The sequence below is a fragment of the Lentilactobacillus sp. TOM.63 genome (assembly GCF_030361045.1).
Lineage (GTDB): Bacteria > Bacillota > Bacilli > Lactobacillales > Lactobacillaceae > Lentilactobacillus > Lentilactobacillus dabitei.
Window position 1 is genome coordinate 1 of record NZ_JAUCAP010000056.1, and the last position, 16,540, is coordinate 16,540.

The 16,540-nt window shown below is 41.4% G+C and carries 16 protein-coding genes; 15 read left to right on the forward strand and 1 reads right to left on the reverse strand.

Features of this window, described 5'->3' with window-relative positions:
- Positions 1-187 precede the first annotated feature (187 nt).
- Positions 188-373: a 50S ribosomal protein L28 gene (gene rpmB / locus QUF07_RS10225; RefSeq protein WP_008856832.1), complete on the reverse strand. Its 186-nt coding sequence runs from the start codon at positions 371-373 to the stop codon at positions 188-190.
- A gap of 222 nt (positions 374-595) precedes the next feature.
- Between rpmB and QUF07_RS10230 the strand changes: the two genes are divergently transcribed.
- From QUF07_RS10230 to rplS, 15 genes are all read left to right on the forward strand, one after another.
- Positions 596-958, forward strand: coding sequence for an Asp23/Gls24 family envelope stress response protein (locus QUF07_RS10230; protein ID WP_054746656.1), 363 nt, complete (start codon positions 596-598; stop codon positions 956-958).
- A 34-nt stretch (positions 959-992) separates the two neighbouring features.
- Positions 993-2,705, forward strand: a complete 1,713-nt coding sequence (locus QUF07_RS10235) for a DAK2 domain-containing protein (RefSeq protein WP_289427371.1) — start codon at positions 993-995, stop codon at positions 2,703-2,705.
- 70 nt (positions 2,706-2,775) lie between these two features.
- A complete protein-coding gene (gene recG / locus QUF07_RS10240; RefSeq protein ID WP_289427372.1) occupies positions 2,776-4,806 on the forward strand; it encodes an ATP-dependent DNA helicase RecG in 2,031 nt (676 codons plus the stop codon).
- An 11-nt stretch (positions 4,807-4,817) separates the two neighbouring features.
- Positions 4,818-5,861 (forward strand): phosphate acyltransferase PlsX, encoded by a 1,044-nt coding sequence (gene plsX / locus QUF07_RS10245; RefSeq protein ID WP_289427373.1) that lies wholly within the window; start codon positions 4,818-4,820, stop codon positions 5,859-5,861.
- A gap of 51 nt (positions 5,862-5,912) precedes the next feature.
- Positions 5,913-6,155: an acyl carrier protein gene (acpP, locus tag QUF07_RS10250; protein WP_054746655.1), complete on the forward strand. Its 243-nt coding sequence runs from the start codon at positions 5,913-5,915 to the stop codon at positions 6,153-6,155.
- A gap of 119 nt (positions 6,156-6,274) precedes the next feature.
- Positions 6,275-6,985, forward strand: coding sequence for a ribonuclease III (gene rnc, locus QUF07_RS10255; RefSeq protein ID WP_056982703.1), 711 nt, complete (start codon positions 6,275-6,277; stop codon positions 6,983-6,985).
- Positions 6,986-6,999: 14 nt separating this feature from the next.
- On the forward strand, positions 7,000-10,551 hold the full coding sequence (gene smc / locus QUF07_RS10260) for a chromosome segregation protein SMC (RefSeq protein ID WP_289427375.1): 3,552 nt from the start codon (positions 7,000-7,002) through the stop codon (positions 10,549-10,551).
- The gene (gene ftsY, locus QUF07_RS10265) at positions 10,551-11,939 is read left to right on the forward strand and encodes a signal recognition particle-docking protein FtsY (RefSeq protein ID WP_217162937.1); all 1,389 of its coding nucleotides are present in this window, start codon (positions 10,551-10,553) and stop codon (positions 11,937-11,939) included. Before smc ends, ftsY begins: the two co-directional genes overlap by 1 nt.
- A 91-nt stretch (positions 11,940-12,030) precedes the next feature.
- Positions 12,031-12,372 carry a putative DNA-binding protein gene (locus QUF07_RS10270; protein WP_217162939.1) on the forward strand — a complete coding sequence of 114 codons (342 nt, stop codon included), beginning with the start codon at positions 12,031-12,033 and terminating at the stop codon, positions 12,370-12,372.
- Between the two features lie 13 nt (positions 12,373-12,385).
- Positions 12,386-13,822, forward strand: coding sequence for a signal recognition particle protein (gene ffh / locus QUF07_RS10275; RefSeq protein WP_217162941.1), 1,437 nt, complete (start codon positions 12,386-12,388; stop codon positions 13,820-13,822).
- 117 nt (positions 13,823-13,939) lie between these two features.
- Entirely contained in the window at positions 13,940-14,215 is a 276-nt protein-coding gene (gene rpsP, locus QUF07_RS10280) for a 30S ribosomal protein S16 (RefSeq protein WP_217162944.1), read from the forward strand.
- A gap of 18 nt (positions 14,216-14,233) precedes the next feature.
- Positions 14,234-14,482, forward strand: coding sequence for a KH domain-containing protein (locus QUF07_RS10285; protein WP_056982711.1), 249 nt, complete (start codon positions 14,234-14,236; stop codon positions 14,480-14,482).
- A 69-nt stretch (positions 14,483-14,551) separates the two neighbouring features.
- Entirely contained in the window at positions 14,552-15,073 is a 522-nt protein-coding gene (gene rimM / locus QUF07_RS10290) for a ribosome maturation factor RimM (RefSeq protein WP_217162946.1), read from the forward strand.
- Complete coding sequence (gene trmD, locus QUF07_RS10295; protein WP_217162948.1) at positions 15,070-15,867, forward strand: tRNA (guanosine(37)-N1)-methyltransferase TrmD; 798 nt, start codon at positions 15,070-15,072, stop codon at positions 15,865-15,867. The genes rimM and trmD overlap by 4 nt, the downstream gene beginning before the upstream one ends.
- Positions 15,868-15,959: 92 nt before the next feature.
- Positions 15,960-16,322: a 50S ribosomal protein L19 gene (rplS, locus tag QUF07_RS10300; RefSeq protein WP_054746650.1), complete on the forward strand. Its 363-nt coding sequence runs from the start codon at positions 15,960-15,962 to the stop codon at positions 16,320-16,322.
- The last annotated feature ends 218 nt before the right edge of the window (positions 16,323-16,540 follow it).

Sequence of the window (16,540 nt, forward strand, 5' to 3'; positions counted from 1 at the left end):
TATTCTAACGAGAAACAAAAAATCTGTCATCAGTAATAGATAAAATCTATTACCAACAACAGATATTGTAGAACCACTGAAATTCAGGTTCTGAATTTCAATTTGGAGACCCTCTAGTTAATTGCTTGTTCCATCGGCTTATCTCACGCCACAAAAAAAGACCGACTACTAATCGATCCGTTGAGTATTATACTCGTGTTACTTTACCTGATTTAAGAGTTCGAGCAGAAATCCATACTTTCTTTGGCTTTCCGTCAACTAAGATCCGAACTTTTTGCAAGTTTGGCTTCCAGCTACGACGACTTGAGTTCAAAGCGTGTGAGCGCTTGTTGCCAAAATGAGTACGCTTGCCATTAATAAAATCTTTAGCCATGGGTAACAAATCTCCCTTCTTTGCAATTTTAGTGTTACTTTCTGATTCATTACACTAGAACAATTTATCATATCTACCCCGACATTGCAATACTTTTCTTTCAAGTAATTATACTTGACAGGGACACTCAAGCTAGTTAAGTTTACTTTGGTTTTTGGCCTGATTGTGGTAATATTAACTATCGTTATAGGTAATAGATTAAAATCAAGGAGGCTGCAGTTTATGGCCGTCAAAATTAAAACTAAGTTCGGAACAGTTGACATTGATAATGATGTCATTGCTAATGTTGTGGGTGGCGCCGCAACCGATAATTATGGCGTTGTTGGAATGGCCAGCCGTAATCAACTGCGAGACAACGTGAATGTTATTTTGAACCGCGAAAATTATTTCAAAGGCGTTGAAGTTAAGCAGCACGATAATGATATCATCATTAACGTCTATATTATTGTGGCGTATGGCAACAAAATTTCTGAAATTTCTAAAAATGTTCAATCAAAAGTTAAGTACAATCTGCAGAGCATGCTTGGAGTAACTGCAAATTCGGTCAATGTAATTGTCCAGGGCGTTCAGGTACTAAACGACTAATTGATTACTGATATTGACCAAGGAGGACAAGTAGTTGAAAGTAGCAAAAATTACCAATACCGAATTTACGGCAATGGTTCAAGCAGCAGCAAACAAATTAAATAAAAATTCTGAATTCATTAATTCTTTAAACGTTTTTCCAGTTCCTGATGGTGATACCGGCACAAATATGAGTCTATCGATGGCAAGCGGTTACAAATATGTCAATAAAGACGTCAAAACTAACGTCGGTGATCTTGCCGGCGCACTTGCCAAGGGCCTGTTAATGGGTGCCCGGGGAAACTCTGGGGTTATTTTATCGCAGATCTTCAGAGGATTCCAAAAGTCAACCGAGGGTAAAGAAACTTTAAGTGCTCAAGACCTTTCTGATGCATTTATTGTGGGGACAGAGACTGCCTATAAATCAGTTATGAAACCCACTGAAGGAACTATTTTGACGGTCGTTAGAATGGCGGCTCAAGCTGGTAAAAAGAAGGCAGCCACGACTAATGACGTGGTTGCCGTAATGGACGCCATCTATGAAAGTTCAACTAAAGCGTTGGAAAAGACACCTGACCTGCTGCCCGTTTTAAAACAAGTTGGAGTGGTTGACTCAGGTGGTCAAGGATTGGTGTTTGTCTTGGAGGCGTTCGATGACGTGCTTAATGGCCGTAGTGAAGCTGAAAGCGGTGAACATCAACCCAATGATGCCGAGTTAAATCAAATGATTCATGCAGCCGATCAAAGTGTTCAAAGCAAGTTAAATCCAGAAGATATTGTGTATGGGTATTGTACCCAAATCATGGTTCGGATTGGTAAAGGTCGCGAAGTTGACCATAAGTTCGATTATCAGACTTTTTACGATTATCTCGCAAAATTGGGTGATTCACTCTTAGTGGTGAATGATGAAGATATTGTGAAGGTCCACGTCCACACTGAACATCCTGGCAAAGTCCTTGCTTGGGGTCAAGAATTCGGTGACTTGGCAACTGTAAAGGTCGATAATATGCGACTCCAACAGGAAACGATCATTGAGAATGATGAAGAAACTTCTGACAATGATGAATCCGCTGTTCAAAAATCCGAAAGCTTGAATGGTGGTCAGCCACAATCCGATACCGCCGTGATTTCCGTATCGTCAGGAAAGGGGTTAAACACCCTGTTTAAGAGCCTTGGGGTTAATTATATTGTGAGTGGTGGCCAAACGATGAATCCCAGCACTGAGGATATTGTCAACGCAATTAATGAAACTCATGCAAAGAAAGCCATCGTGCTACCTAATAATAAAAATATTTTCTTAGCGGCTGAACAAGCGGCCAAAGTAGCAGATATTCCAACTGTGATCGTTCATTCCAAAACGATTTCTCAAGGGATTACCGCCATGCTTGGCTTCAATCCTGAAAGTTCACTCGATGAAAATCAAAAATCGATGGAAGACAATTTAAGTACAGTTAAATCCGGTCAAGTAACGACTGCCATCCGGGATACTGAAATTAATGGTTTTTCGATTAAGAAGGATCAATTCATGGGAATCGTTGATGGCGATATTGTTACGACGGGTGACGATCTTGTCAAAACTGCTACTGACATGGTTGCCAAAATGCTCGATGATGACAGTGAGGCAATTACCGTCATTTGGGGTGATGGGGCTAATGAGTCCTTAGCAGATCAGGTTCAAACAGCCGTTTCCGAGATGGATGACGAGTTAGAAGTTGAGGTTCATGAAGGAGATCAACCGGTATATCCATTCTTGATTTCCGTTGAATAAGTTCTTGTTAAAAGTTTGGTCGCCAATTGGCCAAGCTTTTATTTGTATTTTTTGAAATGAGGGAAATAAAGTGAGCAGTCTAACCGATTCAGTCGCAGTATTAAAGGGAGTTGGCGAAAAACGGCTGACAGCTTTAAATAAGCTTGGCATTCATACAATTAACGACTTACTGACCTATTTTCCTCGTCGTTACGATGATCTGTCGCTCAAGGATTTGGGAACGGCCGTCGATGGTCAGAAAGTGACCGTTAAAGGACAAGTCATTACCACACCGACTTTGAACTTTTTTGGTCGCAAGAAAAGTCGGCTGAGCTTTCGGCTCAAAATTGATGGTAATATCTATAACGTCACTTTCTTCAACCAACCATGGCTAAAAAAACAACTTGAATTGGAAGCTGAAGTGATTATTTTTGGTACATTTAACCTGAATCATAACCAGATTCAGGGAATGAAAATTTTAAACGGTGACAAAAGCGATACCTATGATTCAATCTACCCGAGCAATAAAGAAGTTAAACAAAATACCATTAAGCAATTAATTCAACTGGCTTTCAAACAGTATGAAAATATTCTGGTGGATATCATTCCAACGTCTTTACGCCAAAAATATCGACTCGAAAGCTTTCACGATACGATCAAAAATATTCACTTTCCATCATCGCCGATCGCAGCCAAACGCGCTTTTCGAACGGCTAAGTTTATGGAATTCTTTTTGTTTGCAATGAAAATTCAATTGTTAAAAGCGACTCATCGTCAACCAGACCCAAAGTCCAAGATCATTTATGATCCCAAGCTAATCAAATCGTTCACTCAACAATTACCGTTCGCACTTACCCAATCGCAGCAAAAAGTTATGAATGAAATTTTAACCGATCTCAAAAATCCAATTGAAATGAACCGGCTGCTGCAAGGAGATGTTGGTAGTGGAAAAACGGTTGTCGCGGCGATTGCCATTCTAGCGGCGATCAGTTCAGGTCGTCAGGCGGCAATTATGGCCCCAACAGAAATTTTGGCTGAACAGCATGCTAACAGTTTTGCTAAAATGTTCGCGGGCTTTGATGTCAATATTGCTCTCTTAACTGGCGCAACTTCAGCCCTGGCAAGACGGGCAATGCTACCAAGCATTCAATCTGGTGAAGTTAATCTGATCGTTGGCACCCATGCCTTGTTTCAGGATCAGGTGGATTATCATAATCTGGGACTGGCTGTTATTGACGAGCAACATCGATTCGGTGTCAATCAGCGGCAGGCACTTCGTCAAAAGGGTACCAGCACAAATATGCTTGCAATGACGGCAACCCCGATTCCCCGAACGCTCGCGATCACAATGTATGGTGATATGGATGTGTCAGTAATCGACGAGTTACCCAAGGGAAGAAAGCCCATTAAAACAACTTGGATCACTTCAGCGAAAACCGAATCCGCATTGAGGTTTGTCAAAAAGCAACTCGAATCTGGAAGTCAGATTTATGTGGTCACGCCGTTGATTGAAGAATCCGAAGCCGTTGATATGAAAAATGCCCTGGCTATCTTTGAACGTTTCAAAGCTATTTTTGAACCCCAATTTACGGTCGGCTTGTTGCATGGGCGAATGTCCAATCAAGAAAGAGATGAGGCAATGACCGATTTTAAAGAAAATAAGTTTCAAGTATTGGTCGCCACAACCGTCATTGAAGTGGGAGTGGATGTTGCCAATGCCAACACTATGCTGATTTTTGACGCCGATCATTTTGGCTTGGCCCAACTTCATCAGTTGCGTGGCCGAGTTGGCCGAGGGGAAAAACAGTCTTACTGTATTTTGATTGCCGATCCGCGAAATGAAATTGGTAAGAAGCGAATGAAAGCTGTTGCCAGCAGTACGGACGGTTTCTTTCTTTCCCAAAAAGACCTCGAACTTCGTGGCCAGGGAGATATCACTGGCCTCAAACAATCAGGGATGCCTGATTTTAAAGTAGCCGATCCAGTTGGTGACCTCAACATTTTGACGGTTGCCAACCAAGAGGCCCAAAGTATTACCGTGAATTCAGATTGGCAAAAAAAGCCAGAAAATGTACAATTAGCTAAGTATTTAAAATACACACAAACCATTACCACTGATTAAGGGGATAAAAAATGAAAATTGCAGTTGACGCAATGGGCGGAGATTACGCCCCAAAAGAAATTGTCGAAGGAATTGAATTAGCTCGGGATGCTTATCCGGACGTTGAATTCTTATTATTTGGTCAAACTGATCAAGTAAAAAAATATTTGAAGAATGACCACAACATTCAGCTTATCCAAGCAGATGAAGTGATTGAAATGGGCGACGAACCGGTTAAGGCCGTTCGAACCAAAAAACAGTCCAGCATCGTATTAGCAGCGACTGCCGTTAAAGAAGGAACCGCCGATGCATTCTTTTCTGCCGGGAATACCGGAGCCATTTTAGCAGCCGGCTTATTTATTGTCGGTCGAATTAAGGGCATTGATCGGCCTGGCTTAACAACCACCTTACCAGTGATTACCGGTAAGGATACCGGTAAATTTGTCATGATTGATGTTGGGGCCAACGCTGATACAAAAGTATTGAACATTTATCAGTATGCCTTTATGGGCAAGTATTATGCTCAAAATGTCTATAAAGTTACCAACCCACGAATTGGCTTATTGAATAATGGAACTGAAGCTGACAAAGGTGACATGAATCACCGCAAAGTGCATGACCTATTAGCTGCTGATAAAGATTTAAACTTTATTGGTAATGTCGAATCCCGTGAACTTTTAAATGGTGCTGCCGATGTCGTTGTAACGGATGGTTTCACTGGTAATGCCGTCTTGAAGAGTATCGAAGGAACTGCTCTCTCGATGCTAAAACTGATCAAGGGCAGTATCATGAATGGCGGCGCAAAGTCCAAGTTTGACGCCCTCATGTTAAAGAGTACCTTTGGCGAAATCGCCGATTCAATGGATTATTCTCAGTATGGCGGTGCGGTTTTGCTGGGCGTCAAGGCGCCAGTTGTTAAAACCCATGGCAGTAGTAAAGCGCCAACGGTTAAAAATACCATCGGCCAAATCAGAGAAATTATTGATTCTCGTATGATTGCTGACTTAAACACCTATGTCACCGATCATGCTGAGGATTTAAAACAAATTAAAGATAGTATCAAAAGCAGTAAATAGTTTGATATAATAAGATTTAGTTAATCTATAAATTGAAATAGGTGGATAGGATTGGACAAACAAGAAGTTTTTAATAAAATTGCAGATTTAGTTGCCGATCAATTCGATGTCGATCGTGATAAAATCACTGGTTCTCTCAACTTCAAGCAGGATTTGGATGCCGATTCAATTGACTTTGTCGAATTTGTGTTAGACCTCGAAGATACTTTTAATGCAGAAATTTCTGACGAAGATGCTGAGAAGCTCAACACGATTGATGAAGCAGTTGATTTTGTCATGAAGAACCAAAAATAACTGCATTTTTACGATAACGAACGATTCGTAGGCAAGCAACCGATAAGATTGGAATTATTTCGACTGAGATATAATTTCAATTTTTTACTGTTTAATAAAATAAATTTGGAGGCAGCGGATTGATAAAAGGCTTGAATGAAATGTTGAAAAATGACTTCAATATTCATATTGATAATCAGGATTTGCTTGATGAGGCGTTTACTCAAGCATCTTATGTTAATGAGCATAAAGGCCAGAATCTAAAGTTTTATGAGCGCCTGGAATTCTTGGGCGACGCGGTGCTACAACTGATCGTATCTTCATATATCTTTAAGCGATATCCGAAGATGCCTCAAGGACGACTCACTCGTTTAAGAGCTGCCATGGTTAATGAAAAAAGCTTCAGTACTTTCGCTCGGGAGTGTAACTTTAACAAGTACATTCGCCTTGGGCGCGGGGAAGAAAAGGCTGGCGCTCGAGATCGTGACTCACTACTCTGTGATATCTTTGAATCATTTGTCGGTGCATTATATTTGGATCAGGGTCAGCCAACCGTGGAAAAATTTGTCCAGCAAGTCATTTTTCCCAAGTTGGATGAAGGGATGTTTGCAGAGTTCTTTGACCACAAGACAGAACTTCAAGAATTAGCCCAAGCAGAGGGGCCAGTCGACATCGATTACGAATTGATCGATGAATTTGGTCCGGATAACGATCGCTCATTCAAAGTGAATGTTTCAATCGGTGGTAAATTATTTGGGGTTGGCGTGGGCCATTCAAAAAAAGCAGCCGAACAACACGCAGCGCAGCAGGCGCTTACCCATTTTGACACCGAGGGCGATAATCTTGTTTAGATTGGAGAAACACAGTGCAACTTAAATCCATCGAAATTATTGGTTTTAAATCTTTTGCAGATAAAACCAGAATAGATTTCCCTGGTGGGATGACCGGAATTGTCGGCCCAAATGGAAGTGGCAAAAGTAACATAGCCGAGTCAATCCGTTGGGTAATGGGGGAACAGTCTGCCAAAAATCTACGGGGATCGAAAATGCCGGATGTGATTTTTTCCGGTTCAGCTGATCGCCGCTCTTTGGGTATGGCTTCCGTGACCCTAACGTTGGATAATTCCGATCGCTATATCAATACGCCACTTGATGATTTACAAATTTCCCGAAAGCTGTTCAGGAATGGCGACAGCTCTTACTTTATCAACGATAAGCAGTGTCGTTTAAGAGATATTACCGATTTGTTTATGGATACTGGGATTGGTCAAGGTTCACTTTCAATTATTTCTCAAGGGAATGTTGAAGAAATCTTTAATAGCAAACCAATTGAAAGGCGCTCGGTGATTGAAAATGTTGCTGGAGTTTATAAATATAAGCAACACAAGCAAACGGCTCAAAAAGAAATTGATGAAACAACTGATAATTTAAACCGAGTTGAAGACATCATCAATGAATTACAGGTTCGTCTTCAACCGTTAGAAGAACAAAGCAGTTTGGCAACCGACTATTTGGATCAGAAAAAGCGGTTGGATACACTGTTAAAGCAACAATTGGTGTTGGCAACCACTCAGCTCCTTTCAGAAACTCAAGCTCTAAAAGCTTCATCAACTGCAAAGCAAGCCATTGTCACTAAATTAACCAAACAAGTTGCCGAGGGGAATCATCAACAAGACTCTCTCAAACAGCAGGTAAATGATGGACGTAAACAGATTGACGATCTGAATGACCAGCTTTTAGAAACTGCTAAAAAAATTCAATCTCTAAAGAGTCAGCATCAATTAACCACGCAAGAAAAGAGTTTCAAGAATGCTGATTTAAACCGGATCACTGAACAGATTAAATTAACTCAAAACCAAATTGATGATTATCAAATTAGGCTGTCCCAGTTCGCAGATCAACAACACCAACTTAAAGCAGACCTTAATGTCAATACTACCGAACTGACCAAGATCACGACCAGCCAACAACAAAATAGTGTTGCGGCAATCGAGACTAAGATCGAGGCATTAAGAAATCAGTATGTCGATCTCCTTCAAGAACAGGCCAATATTAAGAATCAGGTTAACGATCAGGTTCATGACAACCAGCGGACCCATGAAAAAATTGTCGCGCAACAAGCCCGGATCGATCAAGCAGATAATGAAGTTAAAACACTTCAGGAACAATATGAAGCTTTGAAGTTGAAACTTGCTGGCAGTCATCATGAACTTGAAACAAATCAACAAAAATTAGCTGATTTAGAAAAAGTACTCGCTAAAAACAAGAAGATTGTCGACGATCATCAAGCTAACTGGTTAGCAGCCTTGAAAGTCGCTGAAGAAGCCAAGGCCAAGGCAACTTCACTGAGGCAGTTACATGATTCTTACCGCGGATTTTACCGCGGCGTTTCAAATCTGCTTCGGCATAAAGATCAACTGAATGGCATTTTAGGCCCAGTTGCCGACTATTTGAAAGTTGATCCAAAATACGTTAAAGCGGTTAATACGGCATTGGGCAGCCAAGTACAGCATGTCATTGTTGAAGACAATCGATCGGCGGCCGCTGCAATTAAGTATTTAACTCAAGGCCGCCTGGGACGGGTCACACTGTTGCCAATCTCCACCATTTCTGCCCGTTCCCTCAACACGGAAATTGTGTCAGCTGCTAGGCAAGCCCAGGGCTACATCGGGATTGCCTCTGAACTGGTTTCGATGCCTGATCAATTAAACCAGATTAAAGCGTTTCTTCTTGGCACAACTTTAATTGCGGATCAATTGGACCACGCAATTGAAATGAGCCAATTGGTTCACCACCGAACCCGAATTGTCACGTTGGATGGTCAAGTTGTCAATGCTGGTGGTTCACTAACGGGTGGCGCTAATCGTGGGGATGATCAAGGCGTCCTGATTCAGAAAACTGAATTAGAAGCACTAATCAAGTCCACAGCAGAAATGAGTCAAAAATTAGCGGAAAAAGAAACAATGCTTAACCATGCCAAATCTGAGCTTCAAAAGATCATTGATTCCCATGAACGTGGTCGCCAACACGTCTTTGAACTGAAACAAATTGATGAAAATCAAAATCAGCAGTTCAATAAGTTAGCCGAGGAATTAGCGAAAAAGCAACGGGCCGCAGAAACTTACAAATTAGCCTTGAAGAACCTCTCAAGCAGCTCTGAATCTGACACTCAACCTGATTTAACTGCAAAGAATCAGTCCATTCAAACACAACTTGATCAGATCAATCACCAGTTGACCCAGCAAAAAGATTGCCTGGCTCACGTTAAAGGACTCTCTGAGAAGTATTCAAAGGCCAAACAGGCAGTTCACGATCAGATCGTCGTGGCCAAACAAAAGATCCAACAAACTGAACGCTCCCAGAATGAGATTCACGATCAAATCAAAGCGCATCAATCAACGTTACAGGAATTGCAGGACCAACGAGACCAACATATTGCCGAATTGGCTGAAACGGTTGATGCTGGTAAATTGAATCATGAAATCAAGCAAGCCGTTCAATTACAAGTTGATCTTAACAAGCAATTGGCGATCAAAAAGCAACAGGTTGCCGATGACGATCAACAATTAGATCGTTTGGGTCAACGCATCCAGTCTGATCAGCTGAACCTTAATAACGCCAAGTATGAACTGCAAGAAGTCACAGTTAAATTACAAAAATCAACTCAAACCCTTCAAGCAAATTACAAACAGCTACAATCAAATTATGACATCGATCCCAAACAAATTGGCAATCTCAAGCTCGATGTTACGATTGAGCATGTTAATAATCAAATTAAGATGCTTCGAACAGGGATTGATGAAATCGGTCCGGTGAACATTTCAGCCATTCAAGAGTTTAAAGAGGTTTCGGACCGCTACAATTTCTTGATCAAGCAGCAGCAAGATCTGCTTGACGCTAAGAATCACTTGACAGAAACAATGGCCGATATGGATTCAACCATTAGTAACAAATTTGCCACAGCCTTTAAGGATGTGGCTCAGGCCTTCTCGAAGGTCTTTGTCGACATGTTTGGTGGTGGTGAGGCAAAATTAGTTTTAACAGACCCTGAGGATTTGCTGACAACAGGAATTGAGATTATGGTGAAACCGCCTGGAAAAAATTATCGCAGTTTGAGCTTACTTTCAGGTGGTGAAAAGGCGTTGACTGCCATTACATTGTTGTTTGCAATCATTAAAGTCCGACCAGTGCCATTCTGTATCTTGGATGAAGCTGAGGCCGCACTAGATCCATTTAATGCCGACAGATTTGCCAAGTTTTTAAAACGTTTCGGTGATCAGACCCAGTTTGTGGTCATTACTCATCGAAAGGAAACCATGATTTACGCTGATCAACTTTACGGGGTAACCATGCAAGAATCAGGCGTATCAAAAGTTGTTACTGTTAATTTGGATAATTTACAAACGGAGGTGAGCTAATGGGTTTATTTGATATTTTTAAACGTCGCTCCAAAAAGAATGAGGAACCAGAAAAGAAGCCAGAACCAAGCAAGTCAACTGAGAGCCAACCGACTAGTGACCAACAACCCGCTACTGAAAAGTCCAACGATGCCAAATCAGCTGAATCTAATGCTCCTAGCTCAGCGGCAATCAGTTCAGAATCATCACGGGCTACCTCAACAGCAGCCGCTGAAAATTCAGACCAGCCAGAAGCTGCCAAAGATTCCGATCAGCCAATAAAAGAGCAATCTCAGGCAACTCTAACTGCAGATGAAAAGGATGCTGCTGTCACTGCCGATATAAGCCAGTCGGAAATTTCTCCAGCATCAAATGAAGCATCCACCGCGTCTCAATCAACCAGTATGGATGATTCTGATTCTGCTCAAGCCAAGCCAGTTTCAACAACCACTGAGGCCAAAGAACAGTCAGATACCACAACTGCTTCATATGAAAAAGGACTAGAAAAATCCCGTTCAACCTTTGGTCAAAAGCTGAATGCTTTGTTGGCTAATTTCCGCCATGTTGATGAGTCCTTCTTCGACGATCTGGAAGATATGTTGATTGAATCTGATGTGGGTTTTGAGACATCAATGCGAATTACCGATGAGTTGCGGGAAGAAGTTAAGCTAGAAAATGCCAAGAAACCCAAAGATGTTCAAAATGTGATTGTCAAAAAACTGATTGATATGTATGATCAAGCCGGCAATGGTGAGAATCCTGCAATTAATATTGCAGCCAGTGGCCCAACTGTTTTGCTGTTTGTCGGGGTAAACGGCGTCGGTAAAACGACAACCATTGGGAAAATGGCGAAGATGTACAAAGATCAAGGGGAAAAGGTTGTTCTGGCTGCTGCTGATACATTTAGGGCTGGTGCCATCGAACAGTTGAACGTTTGGGCCGAACGTGATGGTGTTGATATTGTCAAAGGCAAACCTAAGAGTGACCCGGCATCTGTTGTCTTTGATGCCGTCAAAAAAGCGCGCGATGAAAGTTATGATATTTTGATGGTCGATACTGCCGGTCGATTGCAGAACAAAGTAAATTTGATGAATGAATTAAGTAAAATGAAGAAGATTTTAACGAGAGAAATTCCCGCCGCTCCTCATGAAGTTTTACTGGTTCTTGATGCCACAACTGGTCAAAATGCCATGACCCAGGCAAAGATGTTTAAGGAGGCCACCGACGTGACTGGGATCGTCTTGACTAAGTTGGATGGAACTGCCCGTGGTGGGATTGTTTTAGCCATCCGGAGTGAACTTCACTTGCCAGTCAAATATGTTGGGCTGGGCGAAAAAGTCACTGACTTGAAGCCGTTTGACCCTAATGACTTTGTATATGGCTTGTTTAAAGGTCTTATTTCTGAATAATGATCTGCTTAGATAACGGTTGTGATTGACGGTCTCAGGAAAAATCTGTAGTCTAGGGTTATGCGTCATGATAACTAAAAGGGGTTTCAAAATGGAACTGGAAAAAAACAACTATATTAATTCCTTGTTCGAATTTTACGAACCATTACTCACAAAAAAACAGGCGAATTATATTCAATTGTATTATGCAGATGATTTTTCACTCGGCGAAATTGCGGAAGAATACGATGTCAGTCGTCAAGCAGTATATGACAATATCCGCCGCTCAGAAAAGATCTTGCAACAATACGAGGACAAGCTCGATTTATATCACAGCTTTGTTGACCGAAATCAGAAACTAGATCAGATTCAAACATATGTCAAAAAGAAGTATCCGACAGACACCAAACTGAATGCCTTAATTTCCAATTTGGAAACAACTGAAGAACAATGAAAGTGGTGAAACAATGGCTTTTGAAGGATTAACAGAACGGCTGCAAAATGCCATGAAAAAGTTACGTGGGAAAGGCAAGGTTTCTCAGGCCGATTTGCGGGAAACAATGCGCGAAATTCGGCTGGCCCTGCTCGAAGCCGACGTTAATTTCCAAGTGGTTCGTGACTTTGTCAAAACAGTCGAGCAACGAGCAACTGGTGCCAAAGTACTGGAAGGGTTGAATCCGTCCCAGCAAATCGTCAAAATTGTTGATGAAGAATTAACCAAGATGATGGGGGATGAGGCCGTCCCCCTGAATAAATCCGAGAAAATTCCGACGATTATCATGATGTCAGGACTTCAAGGTGCCGGTAAAACGACCACTGCAGGTAAACTCGCTTTAAAATTGAAAGACGATCAAAATGCCCGGCCACTTTTGATCGCAGATGATGTTTACCGACCAGCTGCTATCGAGCAACTGCAAACGGTTGGTCAGCAAATCGATGTCCCGGTGTTTCAGCTAGGGACAGACGTAGATCCCGTTGAAATTGCAAAACGTGGTCTCCAGCAGGCTCAAAAGAATCACAATGATTATGTCATCATTGATACAGCTGGTCGTCTCCAAATCGATGAAAAGTTGATGGGCGAGTTAAAGAATATCAAAGATGCTGTCCATCCTGACGAAATTCTGTTGGTGATTGATGCGATGACTGGTCAAAATGCCGTTGCCACGGCTGAAGGATTTAATAAGACCCTTGACGTGACTGGGGTTGTCTTAACCAAGTTAGATGGCGATACCCGTGGTGGTGCTGCGCTTTCTATCCGTGCCGTAACTGAAAAACCGATTAAGTTTGTTGGTCAAGGCGAAAAGATGACCGATTTGGACGTCTTTTATCCAGATCGGATGGCTTCTCGAATCTTGGGAATGGGCGATATGTTATCGCTGATCGAAAAGACTCAGAAGGAATATGACCAAAAGCAAGCTGAAGAACTTCAGGAAAAAATTCAAGAAAATACATTTGATTTCAATGATTTCTTGGATCAGTTATCTCAAATCCAAAAAATGGGGCCAATGGATGAAATCATGAAGATGATTCCAGGGATGGCCAATAATCCCGCCCTCAAGAATGTTAATATGGATCCCAAAGATATGGATCATTTGAAGGCGATCATTTATTCAATGACTGAACAGGAACGGACGAATCCTGACGTTTTGAATCCGTCAAGAAGACGCCGAATTGCCAGAGGATCTGGGCGGCCAATTCAAGAGGTCAATCGGATGATTAAACAATTTGGCCAAATGAAAACGATGATGAACAAAGTCTCAAAAGGGAACATGTCTGGCATGGAAAACATGATGAACGCCGGTGGAATGGGCGGTGGCAAGCTTTCCAAGCTGGCGATGAAGCAATTGAGCCGGAGAATGAAGAAGAATAAAAAACGCCGAAATAAGAAAAAGAAGCGTCGCTAAACTCCACTTGTGATTCTCATAGTCACTTTCTTTTATGGTGTAAAGAAAAAAACCTTTACAACCTTTCTAATTACTGGTATATTATTAATCGTTAAATGATTATAGGAGGTAAAATACATGTCAGTTAAGATTCGCTTAAAGCGCATGGGTTCAAAGAAGCGTCCATACTACCGTATCGTTGTTGCAGATTCACGTAGCCCTCGTGATGGTCGTTTCATTGAAAACGTTGGTACTTATAGCCCATTATCACAACCAGCCAAAGTTACTCTTGAAGAAGCGTCAATTATGAACTGGTTAAACAATGGTGCTCAACCATCTGATACTGTTCGTAACTTGCTATCAGATGCCGGTATCATGAAGAAATATCACGAAGCTAAATACTCAAAAAAGTAAAGTGAGTGATTAAACATCATGGTTAGTATTGATGGATTAATAAAAAAGATTGTCTCACCATTAGTTGATTATCCAAAACAGATTGAGATTTCTCATAATGAATCCGATCGTTTTATGGAATATCATCTGCGGTTAAACGAAGATGATATTGGTAGAATTATTGGTAAACATGGTCATGTCATTCAAACAATTCGAACGATTGTTTATAGCGTTCCCGTTGAAGGACAGAAGAAAGCTCGTTTAATAGTCGATGATGGCAAACAGTGAGTTCTTGAGCGAAACGAATGTTTTGTTTAAGAACTTTTTTCTTATACATAAACACTAAAGGAGGACCTTATGAACTACTATACCGTTGGCAAAATTGTGAATACACAAGGAATTAAGGGGGAAGTCCGCGTGATTGCGATCACTGATTTCCCTGAGAAACGGTTTCAAATTGGCAACACCATTTATGCAAAGGTTGCCAAAAAACCAGCTCTCATTCCATTAGTCATTGACGGTGTCAGAAAACATAAGAATTTTATCCTACTACATTTTGAAGGTTATCCATCTATCAATAATGTTGAATTTTTGAAGCCATCCGAAATTTTTGTGGATGAAACCCTTCTTTCAGACGATGACTTGAAACCTGGCGAATACTATTATCACCAAATTATTGGCCTCAATGTTGTTGATCTTGATGGTTATTCAATCGGAACGGTGAAGGAAATTTTATCTCCTGGTGCCAATGACGTTTGGGTCGTTCAACGGGAAGGCAAGAGCAATTTACTACTTCCAAAGATTGATTCAGTGATCAAGAAAGTCGATTTGGATCAATCAACAATTACTGTGGATGTTCCGGAGGGGCTAGACGAATGAGAATCGATGTATTAAGTTTATTTCCCGAAATGTTCAGCATTCCGATGCACGACTCAATTATGGGAAAAGCAATTGAAAATAAAATCGTTGATCTAAACGTTACCAACTTTCGTGAATTTACTCAGGATAAACATCGGCACGTTGATGACTATCCCTTTGGTGGGGGCGCCGGAATGTTGCTGCAAGCCCAACCGATCATTGACGCTTACGATCATACCCGATCCGAAGCGGAAAAAGCGGGTTTACCAGCGGGTCAGGTCATTTTAATGGATCCAGCTGGTAAACAGTTTAAGCAACACAATGCCGAATCATTGGCGCAAGCTGAACACCTGACGTTCATTTGCGGGCATTACGAGGGGTATGACGAACGAATCCGTTCGATTGTCACCGACGAATATTCAATTGGTGATTTTGTCCTAACGGGTGGTGAATTACCTGCAATGGTGATGATCGACGCAATTAGTCGGCTTATCCCTGGTGTCCTTGGCAATCAACAATCAACAGTTGAAGAATCATTTTCAACCGGCTTACTTGAGGAGCCTCAATATACCCGGCCGGCAGAATTTCGCGGAATGAAAGTTCCTGAGGTGCTGATGAATGGTGATCACAAAAAGATTGCTCTCTGGAACCAAAAAGAAGCCCTCAGACGGACTTACCAACGGAGGCCAGACTTGATTGACCATCAGAAGTTAACGAGCACTCAGAAGCATTTGCTCGCTGATGTTCGGATTGAAGAGGAAGAAAGGGCTGCCAGTGAAGACACTGACAAGAAAAAACCCTTTACAGAGAACTAAAGCTTGTGGTAAACTAGCATTTGGCGCAAGCCGCAAAACAACATTCCGCTGTCAAACAAGATAATGAATGTTAGTGAAAGGAAGATTTGTTTATGCGACAGAATCAATTGATTGACAAAATCAACAATGAACAACTACGCGATGATATCCCAGATTTCCGTGCAGGTGACTCTTTACGAGTTCACGTTAAGGTTGTCGAAGGTACTCGAGAAAGAATTCAATTGTTTGAAGGCGTTGTTATCAAACGTAAGGGTTCAGGCATTCAAGCTACCTATACTGTTCGTAAAGTAAGTAACGGTGTTGGTGTTGAACGTATTTTCCCACTTCATTCACCAAGAGTTGACAAAATTGAAGTCATAAGACATGGTCAAGTTCGTCGTGCCAAGCTTTATTACTTGCGTGCATTGCAAGGTAAGGCTGCTCGTATTCGAGCATCACTTAGAACCCGTTCATAATTATGATAATTGGATTGGATCAGGTAACCCTGATTCAGTCCTTTTTTGTTTTAACTGTTTCCATTTTTTGAGAAAGTGTTAAAATGCCTGTAAGCACTAAATAACTGGACGTATTCAAAAAGGCATTCGAGCATGTTATTCTGGTTCTACAATATCTGTTGTTGGTAATAGATTTTATCTATTACTGATGACAGATTTTTTGTTTCTCGTTAGAATAA